The organism is Pollutimonas subterranea (genome assembly GCF_002849655.1).
GTDB classification, from domain to species: Bacteria; Pseudomonadota; Gammaproteobacteria; order Burkholderiales; family Burkholderiaceae_B; genus Pollutimonas; species Pollutimonas subterranea.
Window position 1 is genome coordinate 1 of record NZ_PDNW01000029.1, and the last position, 23,320, is coordinate 23,320.

The 23,320-nt window shown below is 55.1% G+C and carries 20 protein-coding genes; 3 read left to right on the plus strand and 17 right to left on the minus strand.

Features of this window, described 5'->3' with window-relative positions:
* The first annotated feature begins 89 nt into the window (after window positions 1-89).
* Both CR159_RS20185 and CR159_RS20190 read left to right on the plus strand, forming a co-directional pair.
* On the plus strand, window positions 90-1,682 hold the full coding sequence (locus CR159_RS20185) for a beta strand repeat-containing protein (protein WP_102075745.1): 1,593 nt from the start codon (window positions 90-92) through the stop codon (window positions 1,680-1,682).
* A 670-nt stretch (window positions 1,683-2,352) separates the two neighbouring features.
* The gene (locus CR159_RS20190) at window positions 2,353-3,543 is read left to right on the plus strand and encodes a methyltransferase regulatory domain-containing protein (RefSeq protein WP_199173379.1); all 1,191 of its coding nucleotides are present in this window, start codon (window positions 2,353-2,355) and stop codon (window positions 3,541-3,543) included.
* A gap of 179 nt (window positions 3,544-3,722) precedes the next feature.
* Here the strand turns inward: CR159_RS20190 and tnpC are convergent, their stop codons facing one another.
* Genes tnpC through tnpA form a run of 3 tightly spaced genes read right to left on the minus strand, consistent with a single transcriptional unit; the run spans window position 3,723 to window position 6,188 of the window.
* Window positions 3,723-5,471 (minus strand): IS66 family transposase, encoded by a 1,749-nt coding sequence (gene tnpC / locus CR159_RS20195; RefSeq protein ID WP_102075746.1) that lies wholly within the window; start codon window positions 5,469-5,471, stop codon window positions 3,723-3,725.
* A gap of 22 nt (window positions 5,472-5,493) precedes the next feature.
* Window positions 5,494-5,850 (minus strand): IS66 family insertion sequence element accessory protein TnpB, encoded by a 357-nt coding sequence (gene tnpB / locus CR159_RS20200; RefSeq protein ID WP_102075747.1) that lies wholly within the window; start codon window positions 5,848-5,850, stop codon window positions 5,494-5,496.
* Window positions 5,850-6,188, minus strand: a complete 339-nt coding sequence (gene tnpA, locus CR159_RS20205) for an IS66 family insertion sequence element accessory protein TnpA (RefSeq protein WP_102075748.1) — start codon at window positions 6,186-6,188, stop codon at window positions 5,850-5,852. Before tnpA ends, tnpB begins: the two co-directional genes overlap by 1 nt.
* 33 nt (window positions 6,189-6,221) lie before the next feature.
* Between tnpA and CR159_RS20210 the strand changes: the two genes are divergently transcribed.
* A complete protein-coding gene (locus CR159_RS20210) occupies window positions 6,222-6,476 on the plus strand; it encodes a hypothetical protein (protein WP_102075749.1) in 255 nt (84 codons plus the stop codon).
* 91 nt (window positions 6,477-6,567) lie between these two features.
* Here the strand turns inward: CR159_RS20210 and CR159_RS20215 are convergent, their stop codons facing one another.
* The 14 genes from CR159_RS20215 to rfbD form a co-directional block, all read right to left on the minus strand.
* Window positions 6,568-8,424, minus strand: coding sequence for a bluetail domain-containing putative surface protein (locus CR159_RS20215; RefSeq protein WP_102075750.1), 1,857 nt, complete (start codon window positions 8,422-8,424; stop codon window positions 6,568-6,570).
* 184 nt (window positions 8,425-8,608) lie between these two features.
* The gene (locus CR159_RS20220; RefSeq protein WP_143705491.1) at window positions 8,609-10,516 is read right to left on the minus strand and encodes a DUF2339 domain-containing protein; all 1,908 of its coding nucleotides are present in this window, start codon (window positions 10,514-10,516) and stop codon (window positions 8,609-8,611) included.
* 130 nt (window positions 10,517-10,646) lie between these two features.
* Complete coding sequence (locus CR159_RS20225; RefSeq protein WP_102075752.1) at window positions 10,647-11,981, minus strand: NAD(P)/FAD-dependent oxidoreductase; 1,335 nt, start codon at window positions 11,979-11,981, stop codon at window positions 10,647-10,649.
* Window positions 11,978-12,964 (minus strand): lysylphosphatidylglycerol synthase transmembrane domain-containing protein, encoded by a 987-nt coding sequence (locus CR159_RS20230; protein WP_102075753.1) that lies wholly within the window; start codon window positions 12,962-12,964, stop codon window positions 11,978-11,980. Before CR159_RS20230 ends, CR159_RS20225 begins: the two co-directional genes overlap by 4 nt.
* Entirely contained in the window at window positions 12,961-13,974 is a 1,014-nt protein-coding gene (locus CR159_RS20235; RefSeq protein ID WP_102075754.1) for a glycosyltransferase family 2 protein, read from the minus strand. Before CR159_RS20235 ends, CR159_RS20230 begins: the two co-directional genes overlap by 4 nt.
* Before the next feature lie 36 nt (window positions 13,975-14,010).
* Window positions 14,011-14,955, minus strand: a complete 945-nt coding sequence (locus tag CR159_RS20240; protein WP_102075755.1) for an NAD-dependent epimerase/dehydratase family protein — start codon at window positions 14,953-14,955, stop codon at window positions 14,011-14,013.
* Window positions 14,952-16,229, minus strand: a complete 1,278-nt coding sequence (locus CR159_RS20245) for a rhamnosyltransferase WsaF family glycosyltransferase (RefSeq protein WP_102075756.1) — start codon at window positions 16,227-16,229, stop codon at window positions 14,952-14,954. Before CR159_RS20245 ends, CR159_RS20240 begins: the two co-directional genes overlap by 4 nt.
* Window positions 16,226-17,230, minus strand: a complete 1,005-nt coding sequence (locus tag CR159_RS20250; RefSeq protein ID WP_102075757.1) for a glycosyltransferase family 2 protein — start codon at window positions 17,228-17,230, stop codon at window positions 16,226-16,228. The genes CR159_RS20245 and CR159_RS20250 overlap by 4 nt, the downstream gene beginning before the upstream one ends.
* 48 nt (window positions 17,231-17,278) lie before the next feature.
* Window positions 17,279-18,370 carry a methyltransferase domain-containing protein gene (locus CR159_RS20255; RefSeq protein ID WP_102075758.1) on the minus strand — a complete coding sequence of 364 codons (1,092 nt, stop codon included), beginning with the start codon at window positions 18,368-18,370 and terminating at the stop codon, window positions 17,279-17,281.
* Window positions 18,371-18,473: 103 nt separating this feature from the next.
* Window positions 18,474-19,895: an ABC transporter ATP-binding protein gene (locus CR159_RS20260; RefSeq protein WP_102075759.1), complete on the minus strand. Its 1,422-nt coding sequence runs from the start codon at window positions 19,893-19,895 to the stop codon at window positions 18,474-18,476.
* Window positions 19,885-20,739 (minus strand): ABC transporter permease, encoded by an 855-nt coding sequence (locus CR159_RS20265; protein ID WP_102075760.1) that lies wholly within the window; start codon window positions 20,737-20,739, stop codon window positions 19,885-19,887. Before CR159_RS20265 ends, CR159_RS20260 begins: the two co-directional genes overlap by 11 nt.
* Window positions 20,736-21,281 carry a dTDP-4-dehydrorhamnose 3,5-epimerase gene (gene rfbC, locus CR159_RS20270; RefSeq protein ID WP_102075761.1) on the minus strand — a complete coding sequence of 182 codons (546 nt, stop codon included), beginning with the start codon at window positions 21,279-21,281 and terminating at the stop codon, window positions 20,736-20,738. The genes CR159_RS20265 and rfbC overlap by 4 nt, the downstream gene beginning before the upstream one ends.
* Window positions 21,282-22,163, minus strand: a complete 882-nt coding sequence (rfbA, locus tag CR159_RS20275; RefSeq protein WP_102075762.1) for a glucose-1-phosphate thymidylyltransferase RfbA — start codon at window positions 22,161-22,163, stop codon at window positions 21,282-21,284.
* On the minus strand, window positions 22,160-23,056 hold the full coding sequence (gene rfbD / locus CR159_RS20280; RefSeq protein ID WP_102075763.1) for a dTDP-4-dehydrorhamnose reductase: 897 nt from the start codon (window positions 23,054-23,056) through the stop codon (window positions 22,160-22,162). Before rfbD ends, rfbA begins: the two co-directional genes overlap by 4 nt.
* Window positions 23,057-23,320 lie beyond the last annotated feature (264 nt).

Below are 23,320 nucleotides of genomic sequence, written 5' to 3' on the forward strand. Positions count from 1 at the left end.
TCGTACCGTGCGCAACTGGAAGCGCATAGACCAGGTCTGGCTCAACCCGGATAAGGTCAATAAAGAACTACCGGAAACCATGAAGCTCGTTGCATGAAAAAGCGGACATCATTGTTGACAAACACCGCGTTGCAGCAGCGACAAACGCCGTGACGAATCTTTCAGGCGCAACGCTGGGGAACGTTACTTTGGTTGGTGCGGGGATTGTTGCCTCCACGATTAATTCGACTGGCAAAGCAAACACCACGGCTGTGATTGACCTGCTGGCTTCCAAAACCATAACGATTAACGCTGATGCCAACCTCACTGCAGCTTCTATCGCTACGACGGCCGCATCTTCTAGCCTGATCGTCAAAGGCGCGGCTGCCAAAATAAATGTCGGTATACTCGATTCCGATATCACAACCGTTGACGCCTCTGGTCTTAACGCAGGTGGGCTGACCGCTACGCTGACTACGGGCGTTACTTCTTTCAAGGGTGGTGCTGGTGCCGACGCAGTAACAACAGCAGCCGTCACAGGTGCAGCTGGCTCGATCGACGGTGGAGCGGGAGCTGACCGCTTGATCGTCGCAGTAGCGACAGACGTTGACTCTGCAGCCAAGGCCGCTCGCTTCGTTAACTTCGAAGAAGTCGCCTCGAACGGTGTGAATCTGGATCTTTCGACGTTTGCCAGTGTTACGAAAATTATCACACAAGGTACTACCACCCTCGATAAAGTGTCTGCAGCATTGGCAGGTAATATCGTTGTCAACGGTGGCGCTACCCCTACGATAAATGTAATCGGTGCGACAAATGTCGGCCAACTGGACACGATCGCGCTAACCGTGAGCGATGAAGTTGCCGCAAAATCCACGATCGCACTCGGCAACATCAATGCTGCTGGCGTTGAAACAATCAACATCAATGCGGTGGATAATGCTACGGTGACATTGTTGACGGGCGCGACTGCCCTGACCAATATGAACCTGTCCGGCGCCGGTGATTTTATTGTGACCACGGGCGCACTCGCATTGAACGTGAATACCAAGATCGACGCTTCTGCTGCGACTGGCACTGTCACAATCAATGCAACGGCGGCCACTACTAACGGGGTAGACATCATCGGTACTGCGTCAGCGAAGGTCAACACTCTAACGGGTTCAGCGCAAGCGGACAAGCTAACTGGCGGCGCGGGCGATGATATTTTGTCCGGATTGGCCGGCAACGACATCATCATCGGTAACGCTGGTAAAGATACCATTACTGGTGGCCTCGGTGCCGATACCCTCACTGGCGGTGCAGATGCTGACGTATTCGTATTCACCACATTGGTCGACTCGCTAGTCGGTGCCGCAGCGGTTACTGGTGGCGACTCGATTACGGACTTCGTCAGTGGTGTGGACGACTTCAAGGTTGGGGGAACTATTGCTGCTGCGGTTGCAACTACGGGTGGCTTGAAGCAAGGCGCAACTTATACCGCTGCTGGTACCGGAAATCTTGGTACTGACATCGGCGCCGCGATAACTGCTGGTGGTGCAATGATCGCTAGTGGCGCTGCTGTTGTGACAATCACTGGCACCGGAGCTGGAACCTATTTGGTAATCAACGATGCTGTAGGCATCTTCGATGCTTCCGCTGACGCGGTAATTCAGCTTATTGGTACAAGCTCAACTACTTTGGTTGCAGGCGATTTCATCGCCTAATTCCAAGGAATAAGGTACGCTACGGCCACGTTGATCCCTCCCCGTGTTCTGTAGCGCTGTCGAATGCAGCCGGTTAGCTGCTGAGTTTCAGCGCAAATGGAATGGAAAGCTTAAGTAAAACGAAGAGCTCGTCGGATGCGGATTAACTTAAGAAGTTAACGGCTAAAGCTGAAGGCCTGGGTTCGGTAGTCAACCGGATCTAGGCCTTTTTTGAGTTCGGCTAGTGCAACGACCTCAAGTGCCCCCGGGGAGGCCCAACGTCCCGTGGCGTCACGCCCGCATGAAGCGGGCGTCGTCGTTTGCGGCGAAGCGTTTGCCAGTGATGTGGTAGCAGTTGGTTGGTCTGCTTGGCCTGCTGCGTGGAAGGGCGCGTGAGTATGCCCCTCGAATAGCCGAATAGCCGTCCGGACCGGTGCTAATGAGCTTGGCTGGATGCATCTGGGAAACGCGTATTAAAGAAGAGGCAGTAATTTGTAAATATGTATTTTCGACATATCAACGGTGCGATAGTTCAGCCTAGCAGGTGAGAAAATGTGTGCTGTGGAACATACGGAAATTGGAGGCCGCCGCCGACATTTCTATAAGACGCGCTTCTTTGCACGTGGGATACGCCTAAACTGATGCTCCAAGAAAAATCCCTTATCAAATTTAACCGGAAGGATCGAGCATTATGAGCGGCGACTGGAACGAAGGCTATTTCACCGATGTGGGCTACACCTACGGCTACTACCGAGAGATCAATCCGGTATTCCAGCGCTTTTGTCTGTTGCTGCGCGGCTATGCGGCTCCGGAAGGCGGCACCGCGAACCATTGCGAAATGGGATTCGGCCAAGGGGTATCGGTTAATATCCACGCGGCGGCCAACCCCGGGCACTTTGTTGCCACCGACTTCAATCCATCACACGCCGCACATGCGAATAAGCTGGCGGCAGCCGCTGGTACCGACGCTCGGCTTTATGACGACAGCTTTGAGCAATTATTAAACCGTACAGATTTGCCCCAATTCGATAGCATCAGCCTGCATGGTATCTGGACATGGGTTAGTCTCGAAAATCACAAAAATATCGCCGAGTTTGCCCGATGTCATTTGAAACCGGGTGGCGTCTTCTACAATAGCTACAACTGCTTCCCGGGCTGGTCGCCGGCTTACCCCTTGCGTCAGCTTTTTGCTCTGCATGACCGCTTTGCTTCTGTGCCTAATGGTGCCTCCGAGCGAGTGGATGCAGCGCTTAAGTTTTCCGAAGCGTTGCTGGCCGCAAATCCGAACTATTCCAAGGCTGTGCCGCAATTGGGTGAGAAGTTGAAATCAATCATGGGCCAGAATCGCAATTACCTAGCGCATGAGTATTTAAATCGTGAGTGGAACTGCATGTATTTCACAGACGTTGTCGATGCGCTCACGCATGCCAAGCTGGACTACGTGACGACGGCGGTGCCGCTTGATGCGGTGGATGCCGTTAACATCGCGGCTGAAGGCTTGGACTTTCTCAACACGATTGATCATCCCATCTTGCGTGAGCAGGCTCGCGATTATTTTGTAAACCAGCAGTTTCGTAAAGATCTTTATGTGCGTGGTGCTGTGCGGCTTACTCCCATTGAGCAGCGGGAACGTCTGCTGAATACGCGGTTTGCATTGACCCAGCCGGCCGAATCCGTGCCGCTCAAAGTTGCGGGCGCTGCGGGCGAAGCCACCTTACAGGAAGCGGTGTATAAGCCGCTAATTGCTGCCTTGGCCGTCAAGGACTACGCACCCAAGACGCTGCCAGCTAATGGCGGCTGTACCCGATACGCAATACCCTGCCATGCAACAAGCTTTGGCCGTCCTGGTCGGGATGGGAAATACGGCACCATGCCAGCCTGAAGCAGCAGAAAAACAAGTACGTGCCCGCTGCCAGGCACTAAACCGTCACCTGTGCGAGCGCGCTATGTTCGGCAATGAGATTGAGACGCTTGCCAGCCCGGTGACAGGCGGCGGGATTGCCGTGAATCGGTTTCAACAGCTATTCTTGCTTGGTAAGCGATCCAGCATGCACAGGGTTTTCAGGCAACGAGGTCCATGGCAACCTGTTGGATATCTACATTCCATGGAAGCAAGGCTTCAATGTCTTCAACTGTTTTTGCCAGCGGCAACCGTTCCAGCACATGCTTGAGCCAGGTGTAGGGCTCGTGGCCGTTCGCCTTGGCCGTTTCCACCAACGAATAGACGACTGCACTAGCGTGGGCGCCGCCCGGCGTGTCCGCGAACATCCATCCTTTCCTTCCAATCACAAAGGGACGGATGCAATTCTCGGCGCTGTTATTATCGATTGGCAGATCGCCGCGCTCGGTATAGCGCACCAGGCGCGACCAGTATTTATTCAGGTACGCCAGCGCTTCGCCCAGTTTTGTTTTGGGGGCCACCACCGCCAGGGCCGCATCCAGCCACTCGCGCAAGGCGGCCAGCACCGGCAGGCTGCGCGTTTGCCGTGCGTGCAGGCGCTGCTCGTCGGTGGCGTCTTTGAACTCGCGCTCGATACGGTACAGGCGAGCAAAGTAGTCGATGGCTTGGTCGGCACGACCTCTCTTGCCTTTGGTCTGAGCCCGTTTGGCCTCGACGAATTTACGGCGGGCGTGGGCGGCGCAAATCAGATGCTCGATCCCACCCGTGCGCACCAGTGCGTTATAACCTTCGTAGCCGTCGGTCATGAGATACCCTTGCCAGCCTTCAAGCAGGCGCAACGGCACCTGCCCCGAGCGGCTCGGATCATAGTCGTACAGAATCACGGGCTTGCCCGGCGGTCCGCCGCGTTGCACCCACATGTAGCTTTGCGAGGTGGGCGCTTTATCGGGTTCCTTGAGCACCTGAACGGTGGTTTCATCCATATGGATGACCCCCGAGTCCAGCAAGGCGTCGCGCGCCAGGTTGTGCAAGGGTTGCAGCACCTTGGACACGTTGATCACCGAGCGGGCCAGGCTCTGGCGCGGGATCTCCACGCCGCTGCGCTCGAGTACGCGGGTAAAGCGATTCAGCGGCAAGCCATCGACGTATTTCACCGTCAGCAGCATGGCCAGGAAACCGGCGCTAAAGTTGCTGCGCGGCAGCGCCGTGGGCGCCACAGGCGCGATCACGGGCGCCGTATCGCCGCCCGGACACGCATAGCGCGGTCGCACCGTGCGCAGCACCTCGATGCGCATGGGAATGATGTTCAGCTGTTCGCTGACTTCTTCGCCAATCTTGACCATGTGTTGGCCGCAGGCGCACAGGCGCTCTGATTCCGGCACGTCCAGGACGACCTCCACGCGCGGCAGTTCGGGCGGCAAGGGGCGGCGTTTGCCGCGAGCCGCGGGACGGGATGCCGTGCCCGGCTGATCATCGCCCTCGTCCTGATCACCGTCGGCGCCAACGAGCGCCTCGACTTCGTTAAATAACGACCCCTGACCCACGTGTGCTTCACTGCTGGCCGCAAACATCTTGTGGCGGGCCAGCCGGATCTCCTCGAGAAGCTTTTGCACTTGCAAGGCCACTTCGATAGCGACCCGGCGATCGACTTCAGCGGTCACCCGCCTGGCCACCTCAGCCTCAACTTGGCGGTCCACCTCAAGCTCGACCCGCCGAGCCACCTCAGCCTCGACTCGGGCAGCGATATCGCCCTGGATCGTGGCGTGTATTTCGGTCTCGAGCACTGCGCGTTCGGTGCGCAGCAGCGCCTCCAATTCACGTTGCGTAGTGGGCAAAGCGGCGTGCGACTCCGGCACAGGAAGGCCAGGCTTGAACGGTTCGCAGGAGGGCTTTAGAACGTGAAACGGCATGCCCTTATTTTACCCGATTCCCCTATGAAACAGCCTGATAATTCAGGGTTTTATGCGGTTTATTTGCCCATAAGTCGAAGCCTTCCAGGAGCCATTCCAGCTCCTGCAATGTCAGGCTGAGTGTGGCGGCATTATCAGCAGTTGGCCAGGCAAAGCGCTGCTGTTCAAGACGCTTTTGCCACAGGCAGAAACCGTTGCGATGCCAGTATAAAATCTTCATCTTCGTGCGCTGGCGGTTCACAAAGACATACAACGCATCGGCAAATGGATTCATGATCAATTCCTGCTCGACCAAGGCCGCCAAACCGTCGATTTGCTTACGAAAGTCCACCGGTGCACGGCACAGGTACACCGCACTCACACGACTGCCCGGATGCATTAGCGTACCTGGCGGTTCAGGGCCACGCCGAGCGCCGCCAACCATTCTGGCGTCGGCAGTTGCGAGAGCTCCAGACGTACGCCCGGAGCCAGCACGACTGAGCACGGCACGACGTTGGCCATGGCACTCTTGACCTGTACCGGCATGAACGCTGAAGATATGCAATTGACGGGAGCGGCCGGACGTACGGGCCCATGTGTTTGCGCCTTGATGCGCTTGCGCCAGTAATAAAGCGCCGAAACCGATAGCGATTCGCGCCTGGCATACGCTTTTGTCTCAATGCCTTCGGCGGCGATTGCCGCCAAGTGCTCTGACCAGTATTCAATGCCCTTGTTCATGCTGCTGCTCCATAAAAGTGAACAGGCTGAACAATGACGGAATCAGACCACGAGGACAATCCTGTGCTCAATGGATCGCTTACCTTGCTTGCAATCAAGCAGGGTAAAAAGCAACCGGCAGAATGGGCACAATCGGTGTGGCAAGTGCTTTCCGAGCAAGGCCAGCGTATTGTCAAGGAAGGCAAAACGCTGGAGACGGCGGAAGAGAACTTGGCGGAATTGACCGCCAGGGCGACCGAGTTCGCGGAGAAAAATTGGCCTATCCTCAAGGCGCTGCAGATCGCATAAAACTCACCTCGGCTTGGAAGGTGTCAGGGCCTGAACCGAGTCTCGATGAGCTTGGTTCAGGCCCTGATAATGCGACGACTTCAGTGGTCGTTTAGCCCACGTCGGTCACACCTCGTACCAGGTTGGTTTCCGTCAGTTCGCCAATGAATCCGGTCAACTCAATGACGCCGTCGCCTCGGGTCGCAATAGCTCCGCCGGGACCGCCATTGAAGCCTTCCGTACCATCGTTTTGAAGGATGTACGTATTGCCGTCATATTGGAACGAAGTCCAGTTATTGATTCCGGTGGCAGTGGCAGCCAACCCCAGAGCATCAAAGAGGTTCTCCGCGGCAGCGACACTGGTAACCTGCTCGGTAGTCAGCTCATAGCCAGCACCGTTCAGCGTAGATTGCCCAGCAGCGGTTCCGACAAAGCTAAGGACGTCTGCTGTGCCGTTAAAGTCCGTCACGGACACGATTTGGCTGGCGAAAGTGGCTTCTAATGCCGTAGGGTCTGTTTCGAGGACGTTTCGAAGGTAACCGTCGACGCCGGCAGCACTATTGAAGATAATAACGTCGTTGCCCTCACCCAAGGTCATCGTGTTGCCGGAATTCGCCGCGCTGGCAGTCAGGCGGTCGTCGCCGGCTCCAAGATTGATGGTCAGGTCTGTCTTGCCACCGGAAAGACCGATAGAGTCATTGCCCGATCCCGTCAGTATTGCCTCAAGCCCAGGAGCAGTGATGTAGCCGCCAATACCGCCGGTCGACGCGCTTGCATCGAGCGTAGTAAGGCCGGCGAAGGTGCCGGTGGACATAGAGAGTGTCGTGCCGGAGGTGACATTAAGATTGATAGTTGTTACAGACGCTGCGGCAGTGCCATCAAGGTCTAGGACATCTCTGTCAGTCGGGATGTCGGGCAGGGAATCCGTCACGTTGCCGCTAATGTTCAAGGTTTCTAAATCTGCGCCATTGATGACGATCGAACCGGTAAACCTTACGTCATCAAGAGTGATAGAGCCTTGGGTGCCCGTGAATCCAACAGCCACCTCGTTAATGGCCAAGTTGCTGAAACCGACCGTGGTTTCAGCAGCGACACCCGAAATGGCCACGGCGTTGCCGGACTGGGTGATTTGCGTCGCCCCAACAAATTGGCCCGCCAGTATGGTGCCGGAGACACTACCCGTATTCGCGAAATTGATCTTTTCTACGTTGGTGATGGTGGCCGACAGTGGGACCGCGACTGCGCCATCGGCGACGATATTCAATGTATCTTCGCCGGCGAGTCCGTCGATCTTGTCAGACTCGTTTAGCGTGGAATTTGTGCCGAGGACAGCGTTGAATGTGTCGTTAAGCACGGTGCCATCAATGATTTCGCCTGTTGCAGTGGTAAGGGTAATGATGGCTCTTTCATCGGTCGGCACTTTTTCGGCCTCTGGCACAGGCGTGACGACCAGTTCTTCGGATGCGCCGAACGCGGTAAAGTGCGTGATCGGATCAATGCCGCCTGCAGAAAAGGCGTCTTTCACTTGCTGGAGTGTCCAGCCTTGATCTGGTTCAGCCGCCTGCAACTGCACAAGTTTTGCATCGAAGTACTGGCCAACGTCAAAGGCATTTGATGGATTTACACCCTCTTGACCTCCAAATATCTGGAAGTGCGACCATATGCTTAGATTTGCATCCGCAATGGCTTGTGCCACGGTGTCGGCTGTCCACGCTTGGGTGTTGCCCGGCAAGGCGTTCATCTGTTCGGCCTTGGCAGCCAGATACTCATTGGCATTGAAATATTGATTAGGACTTGTGCGTTCGATCGCGCCAAATGCCTCGAAATGGCTATATGGGGTCATGCCGGCTTCTTCTATAGCCAAAGCCAGGGCAGTAATATTGTTATAGGAAGTGTCGCCGGAAGCGCGCAGCTGCATCAGCTTGCTGGAAAGATATTCGTCTCTGTTAAACCAGGTAGGGTTCGCCATATTCAGTACTCCGAAACGTTCAAAGGTCTAGGCCGTTGGGATTACGACCCTTTGAGTATAGGCGCTGGAAATGCTGAAAACGTAAGCCGTTCGTAACCTTGCAATCCGAAACAATTGCAAATTGCTATCCTTGGCGACACTATTTTGTGGTTCGAGTCCGTACCGACACATCACACTGCGGCGGTCAATAGAGCGGGCATCCAGATGTAAAGCCAAGCTTTCCGTCTGCATATTCGTAGGTCAGGCAAGTTAGAACTTCTCCGTTTGTCGCATGGCTTTCCCACGTGCTGACACCTCCTCCGGATACGCCAATTATCTGCCCAGAAACATAGCTGCTTCCATCTAGGTCGAAGTGCCTGTACGCGTTGTCGGCCAGATCGGATAACGGAAAAATTTGCCGGTACTCGGTGCCGTCCGCGCGGACCAGCCTTAATTCGGCTTCACCGGCGTTCTGTTGCGCATAGGTGCCAAACCTGATGCCTATGCGCTTTAGGCCCTTTTGCGATGCAGGACCCGTAGTCATGGATAGTTTTAATGGCTGTTCAGTGCTCAGTTGGGGGCTGGGCTGTAGACGCATGTCTTCTGCTTGGTGCGATTTTGTGTCAGCGGTTAGAAGGTCTGAACGCAGATAAAGCTGGCTGCCATTTCCTACGGCAGTGTATTTGTCCTTGATGATAGCGGGGACGCAGGGCTCGTATTCGTCTATCGGGTACGTTTGCAGTACTTTCCAGTCGTCGAAGAAAATCACCGACGGACGGCGTTCGGCAATATCCTTGCAAATATCTATTTTGTACCCGCCAACAGAGTTTTTGTTATAAGCGGCTTGCCACGGAAGATAATAATAATGTCCCGAGGCGGGGCGCCTGTCAGATCTGATATAAACGCCCGGGTTGAAAATCAAGGCCAGCATATCGCCTTCAGGCTTCGAAACCGAACGAATAAACTCAAACACCGGGGCGTCTGCAGGCCGCATGCGGACAACGTGTTGCCGCAGTTCATTCTTGGGTGTTTGATGAGGTGAAGAAATACCATGTCGGCTGACTTGCTCAAAAATAAGCACAGCAACAATCGTAGCCATTGCACCGATGACTATCTGGGCAGCGCTGGCGCGGGGCGTGCTGAACCGTGGGCTTTGTAAGCACAGTGCGGCCGACAAGGCAAAAAGCGACATGTTCAAGATAACGAAGCCGGCATCGTGTATGCCGATACCGCCACGGGGGTTCACCAATGCGATCGCAAACACGAATATCAGTATTGCCATCGATCCCCAGAAACGAAGCTTATTATCTGCTGCGGGGAAAAAGCGCGACGCAAGCACAAACAGCCAGCTCACAAAACCAACCAGAACGAATGAGTGAATGGTGGTCGCCGGGGTAAAAGAAAGCTTGAATACGTTTTTTACGTCAGCTAGGCTGAAGTCGATGAATCGGGAATAGACCGCCTGATTAAAATAGAAGTGATAGACAAGGTAGCCCTTCAGGTCGGAAAAAACGGACATCCAGCTCAGCAGCAGTAGCAATCCTATGGCCAGCCCTGCGGTGAAATAGAGTGCAAACCGCCGGAAGCCCGCCATACCGGTCCTGGTGAAAACCAGAATCAGGCAGGCTAGAACCAATAGAACCGAGGTAGGCCCAAACGAATAGGCCGTAAAGCAGCTGATGACGATGGCCAGGCCGGAAAAGACGACGCCGGCTTTCCTGGGCGTATCGCCCAAAAGCAAGGGAACAAAAAGCTGTGTAACCGGGACGACCAACAGAAACCCACCGATCTGGTGGTACAGAACCATGTGTATGCCCTGTAGCACCCAGATCGAGGACAGCAGGCTCAGGAATACACCTACCGTCCACAGGCGCGCCGGCGTGTTTTTCAGCGATGGAGACAGGTAGATCGAGGCGGCCGACATCAGCGCCAGGATGACCATTACCCAGCGTATGTATGAAAAATCCGTTGGACTGACCAGCGCCGCATAGAGGTGGGCAATGATGTACGAAACAGGACCGTGATGGGCAAAGATGTCCCGATACAACGTCATGCCGTGCAGCATCATCTGCGCCGCAACGAATTTTTCGGATTCGTCACCAAACTCGAACAAATACAGCCCTGCTTTCGCGCGAAGCAGAAAAACGGAAAGTCCAATCGCGGCAAATAAGGCAGCACCATAAAGTGCCAAGCGTTGCCTTACAGCGGAATCCTTGTTCTCCCTATGCACGTGAAGCCTCTGCTTATTTGTTGGAATGATCCGTGATTCTTGATGAGAGGCTTACGCCTATGCGTCGACCTTCCCGAATGGCATAGTTGGTGCCACGATCCTCGGGGTAGATCTGCGCCATGGAGCAAATGTGAAAGCCTTCCAAGGGACCATCTTCGGCGGGTATCAGCGTGCTGTAGTGCTTCTCGACAACTGGCTGGGACCAGCGCGCCCGCCATAAGTGATGAGCCAGTATCCAGCTGCGGTCCAGATCGGGAAACATGGTTTTCAGGAAAGGCAGCGCGAATTCCAGGAACTCATCCGCCGACATGGCGTAAAGGTGGTCGGTGTGGGGCAAGTATTTGGACAAATAGACGATGTGCCGATTGCCATAGGTTTCGGGACGTTCGAAATTGGTATGTTCAATGACGCCCACGAACGGAAAGCTGGGGTCGTTGACATTCAGCCAGTAGGTGTCGGAAAGCGGGCGATCCAGCTCAAGCACCAGGCAGACATTGCCAATATATTGAATGCGCCTTAAATCGGCGACATACTTCGCGGGTGCCCAGCTGGCTATCATGTCGGCGATCAGCGGCAGGGCGGTTGTGGCAATAACCCGGTCCGCCGTGAACACGCCGTTCCCGGTTTCAATTTTCCAGGTGTCGTCGACCTTGCTTATGGTCTGGACCGAGGTATTGAGCTCGATACGGCCGCCCATTTCGCGGATCTTATCGGCCAGCGCTTCGGCCAGCGCCACGAAACCGCCTTTGAAGTAAGCCAGCCTTTCCTCGCCCCCCTTGCCCCGGCTTCCCCCCCGCAGTTTCAGCTTGTTCCAGAACCAGACGGCGGAGACTTCCTGGGCATAGGGCCCGAATTTGCCTTTTAACAGCGGCTGCCACACGACGCGATAGACGTTCTCGCCACCCAGCTCTTTCAGCCATTCGTGCGCCGTCTTTCCTTCGAGCTTCCTCCAGTCTTTGACACGACGCGCGCGTAATGCCAACAGGCCGAGGCGGATGCGGTCGAAAAAGTTCAACGGCGTGAAGTTAAGAAGGTCCCAAGGCGTGGACAGCTTGAAGAAGTTGTTCGCGTAATAAACGCCGGTATTTGTCGGGCTGATCTCCACCTTGTGCGTCAGGCCCAATTCTTCTATCAAGCCCATGACTTCCAGGTCATTGGTGAACCAGTGATGGTAAAAGCGGTCCAGTTTTTCACCACCGACATCGAATGCTGCCGCAAGACCGCCTATTTCGGGCTCAGCCTCGAGAACGGTAACGGCTATGCCTTTTTTCAGCAGTTCATAGGCCGCGGTCAATCCCGTGAAGCCGGCCCCGATGATCGTGATGTGTGAGTTCTTGAACTGGTTCATGGTGAAAGCGCCTTGGTTTTCTCTTGTTTCTTGATTGGATTTACAAGCAGGTACACACCTCCTGCAATCGTGGGCGGAAGCCACAGGACGGCATGCAGCAAAAATGCATAGGCCGTGGATGCCGCTGCGGGATTGCCGAGCGATGTCATTGCCTTGGCCGTGAAATAATCGAACGTGCCCACGTAACCGGGGGTGCCTGGTATGACGGTGGCCAGCGTTCCAACGGGTAGCGCCAGCCATGCGGCAAGATGGTTCGCAACGGATGGCAGCGACATGGCGGTGAGCCAGAACACGAAACCCTCTGCCAGCCATGCAAGTACAGACCAAAGAACCAGCCTTGGCATGGTGTGGCCGCTGGACGTGTGTTCCAAAGCCGTGAAGACTTTATGGAACTCGTCGTTCATTTTTTTCCCGAGTCCGGGAAGAAATGAAGAAATCGTGCGGCCCAGCCAGTAAGCGAAAGGCTTGAAAAAAGCCGGGAACAGCAGCAAGAACAGGATGGCCGCGCCCGCCGCCAACAGAAATCCGGCCCCCACGCCGATAAATGCTGACGATTCCATTCCAAAATAGGCCAGGGCCAGACCCAGGAAAGAGACAACCATGAGAAGGTCAAGCAGCCGTTCAACGAATAGCGTCGTAAATGATGTGGCCGCATTGATGCCCAGCCGCCGATTAAAACCAAACGCCCTCAGTACATCCCCGGCCCTGAACGGGAGTACGTTGTTCGCCGCCACGCTTGCCATTAATGGCCCGGCGCATTGCCTCCATTGCAGCGCAGGATTGTTCTGGATCAGCATGAGGCGCCAGCGCTCGATTCGGCATGCGTATCCGATAAAGAACACGATGACAGCCAAGCCTATCCATGACAGGTTTGCTTCGGAAAATGCTTCTTTGATCTCATCAAGGCTTAAGTGCCTGAATATGAGCCATAGAAATACCCCGGCTAATATCACGCCGACGATCAGCCGAATTATCTTCTTCATTGCTGTTTCAGTGCCACGACAGGGCTGCGGGACATTGCGGGGCCTTCATTGGCAAACCCGATGTATTCCTGCACAACGTACAGCGGCCTTTTCTTGATTTCGTTATAAATGCGGCCGATATATTCGCCGAGTATGCCGATACTGATCAGTTGCACGCCACCGATGAATAGAACGGCAATCATCAAGGCGGTCCAGCCTTCCACCCACATATTGGTGAAAATCCGTAGCGCCAGGGCATAGGCGATGCCGGCTAACGCAAGGGCGGCCGATATCATTCCCATGCCCACGGATAATTGCAGTGGTTTGGTCGAAAATGAGATGATGCCATCTGTTGCAAAGCGGAGCATTTTTCTTAAGGGGTATTTGCTTTCACCTGCAAACCGTTCGGCCCGCCGGTAGGGCAAGGCCGTTTGCTTGAAGCCAACCCAGCTCACCATTCCGCGAACGAAGCGATCGCGCTCCGGCATGGCGCACAAGGTGTCGACCACTGGGCGGCTCATCAGGCGGAAGTCGCCCGTATCTAGGGGAATGGGAACATCCGAGAGCTTATTGAGGAGCCTGTAGAAACCACGCGCAGTAGCCAGCTTGAAGGCGGATTCTCCGGGACGTTCAGTGCGGGTGCCATAAACGACATCGAATCCTTCACGCCATTTGGCGACCATTTGGTGCACCACCTCTGGTGGGTCCTGGAGGTCGGCATCGATCAATACGACAGCGTCGCCATTGGCAGCATCGATGCCGGCGGTGACGGCGACCTGATGGCCGAAATTCCGCGCGAAGCCGATGATCCGGATTCGGGTATCCTGCGCTGCATAGTTTTTCAGAAGCTCGCGCGTACTATCACGGCTGCCATCGTCGACAAAGATTAGCTCCACATCAAGATTTTGGAGCTCTGAGCAAAACAAGCGGAGCCGCCTCATCGTCTCGTCTATGACTTCTTCTTCGTTGTAGCAGGGAACAACGAGAGAAAGCAGCTTGTTGCCCGCTCCTGTTTCTATTTCTTTATTCACTTTCGTTCTCTGGTCTGGTTTCGTGCAAATGGTGATCTATGACTGGTGGTGGCCCAGGCCCTTGTACCATCGCAGTGTATGTGCCAGCCCTTCTGAAAAGCAGGTTCTGGGGCGCCAGCCCAGGTCTTCGGCAGCCCGGCTTACATCGAGCACACTGCGTGGAACGTCGACAGCCCGGCCTTCTCGACGGTTCACTTCCAGAGCCTGGCCAAGCTGCTGCTCCAGATTTGCGATGATTTCATTCAGGCTGCGTCCTTCTCCGCTGCCGATATTGAAGACTCTTTCCTTTCCTGAATGTTCGGCGGCCAGTTCAAGCGCTTCCACAACATCGTCAATATATACATAATCGCGCGTGACCGTCCCGTCGCCCCAAATTTCGATGGGTTTGCGGCCCAGTGCTCGATGAACGAACGCGGCGATCACCCCCTGGTTGCGTAGCGCCGTCTGATAGGGGCCGTAAGGATTCGCCACGCGCAGCACCCGATACTCAATGCCGTACAAGTGCTCGTAAAGTGCCAGGTACTTTTCGATGGATAGCTTTGAGATTCCATAGGCGGTGATGGGATTCAACGGCGCATCTTCGGGGGTTGGAACCGTTTCCGGTATTCCGTATATCGTCCCGCCGGAAGAGACGAAGATCACCCTTTTTACACCAAGCTCCTTGCAGGCATCGAGCAGTTGCAGTGTTGCGATGACATTTGACCGTACGTCGCCGACTTTATCAACATTGCTGCTTGCCGGTGTGGTGGCGGTGACCAGGTGGAATACCGTGTCGCAACCCGTCAAGGCTCCGGCCACCGCAGAGGCATCCGTGAAATCGCCCGGAATCCAGTCCACGTCCTTCAGCGCATCGGGGAAAGACTGTCGGCGCCCAAATGCGCGGAGTGTGTGAACTTTGCCCACTAGCGAACGGCACAAGTTGGTTCCTATGAACCCGCCGCCGCCCAGCACAACGCAACGGGAATCCGAGAGCGCGTTCATGCTGTGGCCTTCTTACTATTCAGCGAATCCATACTGGTTTGATCGTTGATGGCAATATTTCGGAGGATGTCCGACATTTTGCTTGCCTCGGCCGACCAGTCGGTATGCTCTACCGTTGCGAAGCCGCCGGCGCGCAGGCGTGCAGTTTCAGCGGGATCATCCAGCACGGCACACAGCGCATCAGCCAAGGCTGCCACGGTGGTCGGGGCCAATCGGGCATTTTCGCTGTTCAACAGCCATCGTGTCCACGGCGCATCGTTGCTAACGACGGGCGTTCCGCAGGCCATGAGTTCCAGGGGCAGCAGCGACAGGTTCGATAGCGAAAGCACCAATGCGGCATCGCATTGGCCGTACAAATCAGGTAATTCATCCAGCGAAAGAAGTCCTGCATTCAGATGTTTGAAGGGGATGACATAGTTGGAAACATCCCACCCCGCAAATACCACCTGTACGGCGGGCCGGCGTTTGACGACTTCGTCCAATACCATCAGGCCCAGTTCGAACGCCCGTCTTGCGGTGGGCGGGCGGGCGTAGAAGAAAATGCGTTGCACATTATCGGGACCCAGACGACGCGGTATCGGCTTGTAGCGCTCCTTGTCGTAGGAAAAACTGACCGAATACGTCTGCATGTTGAACTCGCTGGCGAGCTTTTCTTTCAGCCAGTTCCCTGCAGTGATGCCGATGAAACCGAAGCGATAGGTTTCTTCGGCGAACACGTATTCGGATCCGGTTGCAAAAAACCAGGGCTCGAAATCCTGTACGAAGTAGCAGCGATATCGGGTTGCCGAAAAAGCGCGCACCCAATATGCCGTGCGCCACTCCGTGGCGACGGTGTAGGTGGCCGGTGGTGCCGTATCCATACCCAGATACACGTCGGCCTTCAAGGGGAAAAACCAGTCGCTGATTTCCTGGCGAGCTTGCTGCGCCGAACTGGGCTGGGGCGAACCCACGATGACGATGCGGCATTCGTAGCCCAGCTTTTCAAGATTGGCGACAAACCTGAAAATATTCAGGTGCCCGCCAGAGCCTTTTCCGAATGCAGGTATCACCCAGTTGATCGTATTTTGTTCCGCTGTGCACGCCGCAAGGTTGGGCTCTGCCGCTGGCAAGCGTACGAAGTCATAGAAGCCCAGGATGTCGGTTTTCAGAAAGCTGTGTGTTTGATACGACTGGGTGAGCTTTTGGCGGATAAGCCGCAAGGACGACCTTGGGCCGTAGTCCCGCAAGTGTTTGACCAGGTTTTTAGCCCGTCTTTTTACGTCGTGCAGCTTCACGCCGCCTCCTTATACTCTGAACCTTTACGCAAACCGTCCAGCAGGCGTCGGTCATGGGACAATTTTGTGCGCAGGCGGGGCGGCAGGGTGTCGCCGATGGTGCCCAGGTAATGACCCAGCAGCCGCATCAGGTTATCCAGGAATGCGCGGGGTACGATCATCGGCGAGGTCTTGGTCAGGCCTTTTTCACGCGCAAACCGCCAGTCGCGGGCATTCAATGCCAGCCATGTTCGCAACATGATGCGCAAGGATGGGCATAGCTTGTAGTTGAACAGGCGCAGAAAGGCGTAGCTTTCATCAAAACTGCGCTGCAGGCGTTCTATCAGCGAATAGTCGTGTGAATGGAAAACGCTGCCTTCTTTCGAATAGCCCTTTTTCCATCCAGCCTCTATGATTTTTTGCGCCCATATCTGGTCTTCGGCAAAGTCGACATCGGGATACGGAATGCTTTGCCACACAGTTCGTCGGACCAAGGCATTGTTGTCGGAGAAAAAGTGCAGGAATTGGCGGTAGCCGGGATCGTCCGCGTAGCGTTGCTTGTCATCAAGAGACACGATGGGGTCGCGGTCAAAGCCCAGGAAGTGCTGTTCCAATTCATGGATGGTGAATGGACTGGCTGTGGGATAGGCAATATGCCTCCCGAACACGCCGGCTATTCTTTCGTCCTGGTCGGCCAATTCAACCATGCTGCTTAGCCAGTGTTCGGTGGCGGGACAGGCGTCATGGGTGATAAGCACGGCATACTCACCTTCCGTCAATGACACGCCCAGATTGCGGGTGCGTCCATGGCCGAATTCGGTTGGCAGGATCTGATGCAGTCTTACGCGCGCATCGGCATGGTTTTGCACGTACTGAATCGTTCCATCCGTGGAACCTGAATCAATGACCAAAACATCATAGGGAAAATCTGTTTCTTGTTTACACACCGCATCCAGTACCCGATTGAAAATGGCACCGGGATTCTTGGTCGGAATGATGACGGACGCTTTGAGACGGGTCATAGATTGTTGTTGCGCTCGTTGGTCATTTTGATGAGTACTTAATTACGATCAGTGGCTGCGCGGCCCGCGCAATAGGTCGGCAAGGCGGCGCAATCCTGACGTCATACGCCATGATCGTGAGTTGACGACGCTGCTATAGCTATGCTCTGCTTCCGCCAACTGGTTTTTTACCGACGCCAGCGATGCATGGGCTGCGACCAGTTCTTCGGTCAACCCCGAGGATTTTGAAGTCAGTTCAGCTACCAATGCGTCTTTCTCGCCAATTGCCCGGTCTTTCTCGGCAAGGCTGGCATCTTTCAGAGTAATTTCTTGATCTTTTGCGGCGACGACTTGTTCAATGGCCTTGACCTCAGCCTCGCGTTCGACGGCCTTGCCGGCCCATTCCTTGATCAGGTCTTCCATGCTTATAGCTTCAAGAATGCCGCAGCCAAGGGCCGGCAACGAGGTGTCTGATGCCACCGCGATCAGGTAAAGCGCATGTGGGACGCCGGTTACCGGTTGGTATTGGGCGTCGCCTATGCTGTAGAACTCTGCGACGGCTGCGGCGCTTTCCGAGAAGATGGCAGAGCCTGAGACGACACGCTGTCCATAGATATGCTGGTTTTTGAAATGGACACCCAGCAGATCGGTAAATTCTTCCCGGTAAAGCTCCTTAACGTGGAACTCATTCTGATAGCCGGGCTTGTCCGAATACTCCAGCTTGTCGGGACTGGAGATGATCAGGACACCATCGGGTCTCAAAACGCGTTTGATCTCACGCATCATGGCTTCATGCTCGTCATGATGTTCTATCGTTTCGAAACTGACCACGACGTCGACGCTCGCGTCTTCCAGCGGAATCTGCGCGCAGGATCCAACCGAAAAACTCAGGTTTTCCGCCGGATAGGCCGCCGTCGCATGCGATACGGCCTCGGGCGCAATGTCTACACCGGTCACGTTCTTTGCGTTCTTCGCCAACAGCGCGCTTCCGTAGCCTTCACCGCATGCGATATCAAGCACGACTTTATTGGCAGTAAGCTTGCTGGCCAATATGTAGCGGTGCAGGTGTTCCAGTTCGATAAGGCCCCCCACTTCAGGCAGGTAGCGCTCGCCGGTGAAAGGCAGGGCGCCAGGATTCCCGTTGGCAGGTGTATCGTTCATTTATAGTTGCCTCGTCAATAGATACGCCAGTGGCCTTTTGCCCGCTAGCGGAGATTTAATGTCGTAGTGTACTAATAGCAGGCGCTGTTGGAAGCTATCACGTTCATAGCTTCTTGAGCTCGATGCGTTCCATGGGAAGTCCGATCAGGCCCATGCATACGCTGGATGCGTGGACTTTGAATGCCAGGGCATCGTGCAGCCACTGATGCTGTACGTGCGCCTGCTGGGTGCCATCGGCGATTGCAACGGAAATCGTGTAGTCTCCCGTCGGAATCAGCGGCATGGTAAAGGCAAAGGTCGCCTGGAAGACATCGTTCTCGGCGACCGGTATGGACTGGTCAGCGTAAGTCAGGTAGGTGTTGTCCACGAAAATCGGCTGTCCCAGGCGGTCTTTTACCGTAAATCCGACGATGGGCCGCTGAACTACCTGGCGCGACCTGCACCGGATGACCAGCTGGACGTCTTCGCCCCCGACTATCCAGCTCAGGCGGTTCCCCATTGGATCCAGTAGCTGGACATCGGTGATCTCGACCCCGCCTATGCCAAAACTCTGCGCTTCCGGCGAAAATTCAAACAGCTCGATATCGTTGCGATAGTTGGTCTGGTTAATGAAATCCAGCCTCATGTCGCGCAACGGCTTTCTGGCGGTCGGTATTTTGGTATCCGGGAAGTCCGATTCTTTGTCGGCGGCATCTCGTAGGTCGGTATCGGCGCCCGCTTGCATGGGGCCCGTTGCCTTTTTATCCGCTTTTGGCCCTTGCTGCTCTTCGTACAGCTTTTCCAGGTAGCGTTCGGTGACCGTCTTGGGGTTGCCCAATGCGGCTACATGGCCTTCATGCAGCCAGACCGCTTTTTCGCACAGGTTCAGCACCGCGCCGGTATCGTGGCTGACAAAGAGCACGGTGCCATGATCCATGAACTCGCGCAGAAAACGCATGCACTTTTGTACAAAGAACACATCGCCCACGCTCAACGCCTCGTCGATGACGAGAATGTCCGCATCTACGTGTGCGATCACCGCAAAGGCCAGCCTGACTACCATCCCGCTTGAATACGTTTTGGTCGGCTGTTCGATGAAATCGCCTATGTCCGCGAAAGCGACGATATCGTCGAATCGGTCGTCGATTTCCTTTTGCGTGAGCCCCAACACTGACGCGTTCATGTAGACGTTTTCGCGGCCGGTGAATTCGGGATTGAACCCCGAGCCCAGTTCAAGCAGGGCCGCAATCCGGCCTTTTGTCTCTATGCTTCCGTGGGTAGGGGTCAGCGTGCCGCAAATGATCTGCAGCAACGTGGATTTTCCGGATCCGTTACGCCCGATGATGCCCACTGTTTCGCCGCGCTTGATCTCGAACGAGACGTTTTCCAGGGCATGAAATTCACGAAAGTACTGGCGGTGGCCTTTGCCCGCCCACTGACGAAGTCGCGGCATTATGAATTGCTTGAGTCGGTCCCGTGGCGCATCGTAGATTTGATAATGCTTGCTCAGGTTCTGGACGCGTATCGCTATCTCGTCAGATGACATCTGCGAATCCTTTCCTGGTTTTCTGGAACCAGACGAATCCCAGCCACGCTACGACAGACGACAAGACGGTATAGACGGCCAGCCCGGTCCAATGCGGGGTGTGGCCCCACACCAGTACTTCGCGGGCCTGCTCGATAATGAATGTGAGTGGATTGCCCATAATGACGGGTCTCAGTTTTTCTGGAACGGCGGTGATTGGGTACAGCACTGGCGACAGGAACATAAGTATGGTGGTGATGACACCGATGGTCTGGCCTACGTCTCGAAGGTATACGCCCAGCGAAGTCAGGACCCAGGCAAAACCCAGTGTCAATATGACAATCGGTAACAAAACCAGCGGAATGAAGATGGCAGTCCAGTGTATGAAGCCATTGAACAGCATGAACGCTGCCAGCAATACACTTAAGCTGACGCTGCTGTGGAACAGGGCGGCGCCCATGGCCACGACGGGAAGAATCTCCAGCGGGAACACCACTTTCTTCACGTAGCTGACGTTGGACAGGATGATACTGGGTGCGCGGTTAAGAACTTCAGCAAATAAGCCGTGCACAATCATGCCGACGAAAAGCACTATTGCGAAGAGGCTTTTGCTCTCTTCTGCGCCGGTCGTTCCCCAGCGGGCCTTGAACACCACCGAGAAGACGAACGTGTAGACTAAGAGCATCAGGATCGGATTGAAAAACGACCAGGCCAGGCCCATTATTGACCCTCTGTAGCGACCGATAACTTCGCGCTTGGTCATTTGCAGCACTAATTGGCGATTGCGCCACAGGCTGCGAAGTAAAGCGGCAAAGCTGACCGGCTGTGCCGCATGCGGGTTGATGCCTTGCGAAGTTGATGTCATGCGAATACTTCAGCCTCCGCCAGCATCGCGCCTTTCTTGTCTTTTTCGGACAATATGGGTTCATTGCCCACCGGCCATCCGATGCCGATTTCAGGGTCGTTCCATTGTATGCAGCGTTCAAATTGCGGTGCATAGTAGTCGCTGGTCTTATAAAGGAACTCGGCGGTTTCGCTCAGGGTGATGAAGCCGTGCGCGAAACCTTCCGGGATCCACATCTGTTTTTTATTTTCGGCGCTTAACACGCCGCCTACCCATTTGCCATAGGTCGGCGAGCTTTTTCTGATGTCCACCGCCACATCGAACACCTCACCGGCCACCACGCGCACCAGCTTTCCTTGCGCCTGCTGTATTTGATAGTGCAGTCCGCGCAGCACGCCTTTCGCGGAGCGGGAGTGGTTGTCCTGGACGAAACTTACCGGTTTTCCGACGGCAGCCTCGAAGACGGTGGCGTTAAAGCTTTCAAAGAAAAAGCCCCTATCGTCCCCGAATACCTTGGGTTCGAACAGGATGACATCTGGTATGGCGAGGGGAGTCGCTTTCATCTAGTACACCGTTTCCTTCAGTATCTGCAGCAAATATTGTCCGTAACCGTTTTTGGTAAGGGGCGCGGCCAGCTTTTCAAGCTGGGCGGCATCGATCCATTGCTGCCGGAATGCAATTTCTTCGGGACAAGACACTTTCAGGCCCTGTCGATTTTCCAGCGTTGCGATGAACTGGCTTGCATCGAGCAGTGATTCATGCGTACCGGTGTCCAGCCATGCATAGCCGCGGCCCATGATTTCGACGTGAAGCTTGTCTTGATCCAGGTATAAACGATTCAGGTCCGTAATTTCCAGTTCGCCCCGGGCCGATGGCTGCAGGCCTTTGGCCAGCTCGACCGCGTGCTCATCGTAGAAATACAGGCCCGTGACGGCATAGTTGGACTTCGGCGACTTGGGCTTTTCTTCCAGCGATAAGACTTTGCCGGCGGCGTTGAACTCCGCGACGCCGTAACGTTCTGGGTCGTGCACATGGTAGGCAAAAACACTGGCGCCGTCGGTGCGCCGCATGGCGCTGCCAAGCTGCTTATCCAGATCGTGACCGTAGAATATATTGTCGCCCAGCACCAGTGCCGACGGGTCGCCACCAATGAAGTCTTCACCGATTACGAATGCCTGGGCCAGGCCGTCCGGGCTGGCCTGTACCGCATACTGCAGGTTGAGTCCCCATTGCTGGCCGTCGCCCAGCAACTGCTGGAACCGGGGGGTATCTTGAGGTGTCGAGATGATGAGAATGTCGCGGATACCGGCCAGCATCAGGGTGCTCAGCGGGTAATAGATCATTGGTTTATCGTATACCGGCAGCAATTGTTTGCTGATGGCCAGGGTAGCGGGGTGTAGACGGGTACCGGAGCCGCCCGCCAGAATAATACCTTTGCGCTTCATTTTTTATCCGTTTTCGTTAACTGGTCGATTGTTCGATCAGCATAGATCGTCCAATGGGGAATTTCCAGGCCAAGGGCATTGCTCAGTTTGCTCGTGTCCAGGCGCGAGTTCTTCGGCCGTATGGCCGGTAGAGGGTACTCGTCCGTGCCGATGGCGCGGATTTCTGACGCGCTTAATGCCAAGGCTACGCCTTTTTCTTCCAGCCTTTTGACTACGTGCGTGGCCAGGCCATGCCAGCTGGTTTCGCCTGATGCGGCCAGATGGTAGATACCGGCCTTAATTGGTTTTTGTTGCTTATATGCGGCGATTGCCAGGGCAGTGACGTCGGCAAGCAGTTCTGCCGACGTGGGGGCGCCAATCTGATCGGCTACGATACTCAGGCTGTCACGCTCCTTGGCAAGACGCATGATGGTCTTGATGAAGTTGCCGCCGTGCGCCGAGAAAACCCAGCTTGTACGGAATACCAATGCGTGGCAATTGCTTTGCACTATGGCTTGTTCACCTTCCAGCTTTGTACGCCCGTAGGCGCTTTGAGGTCCGGTGCTGTCCGTCTCGACATAGGAACTATTCTTCTCGCCGTCGTAGACGTAGTCCGTTGAATAATGAACCAGCAATGCGTTGGTCCTGTTGGCATACTGCGCCAATACCGCCACGGCGTCCGCGTTGATCTTGCGGGCTGTGGTCTCATCACTTTCTGCCTTGTCCACGGCAGTGTAAGCGGCGGCATTGACGATAATGCCGGGGGCGTGCGAACTCAGCGCGCGCTCGATGCTTGCCGGGTCTTCAAGATTCGCATCCTGACGGCCCAAGGCAATCACTTTACCCAATGGAAGCAAGGTGCGCTGTAGTTCTTGGCCAACTTGGCCATCCTTCCCTAGAAGTAGTATTTTCATGCGGTGTATTGTAGATTGACCGAATTGTCGCAGCGTTCCGGTTGCATTACTCCACCTTGTTACGCAATGACTGTCGAATCGAATTTATTGTGGCAGCCGCCGAATGAGCGAGTATAGAATGCGAGGTCTGTACCATACCTGCTTAACGCGCAGCGAAGGCGCAAGATTGTAACATTGCAATATTGTTTGCTAGCGTTATTGCAAAAACGCTAGGGTTTTCCCTGGGAGGCGAGCCGGAATGAATACAATGCGGTACAAGTCTTA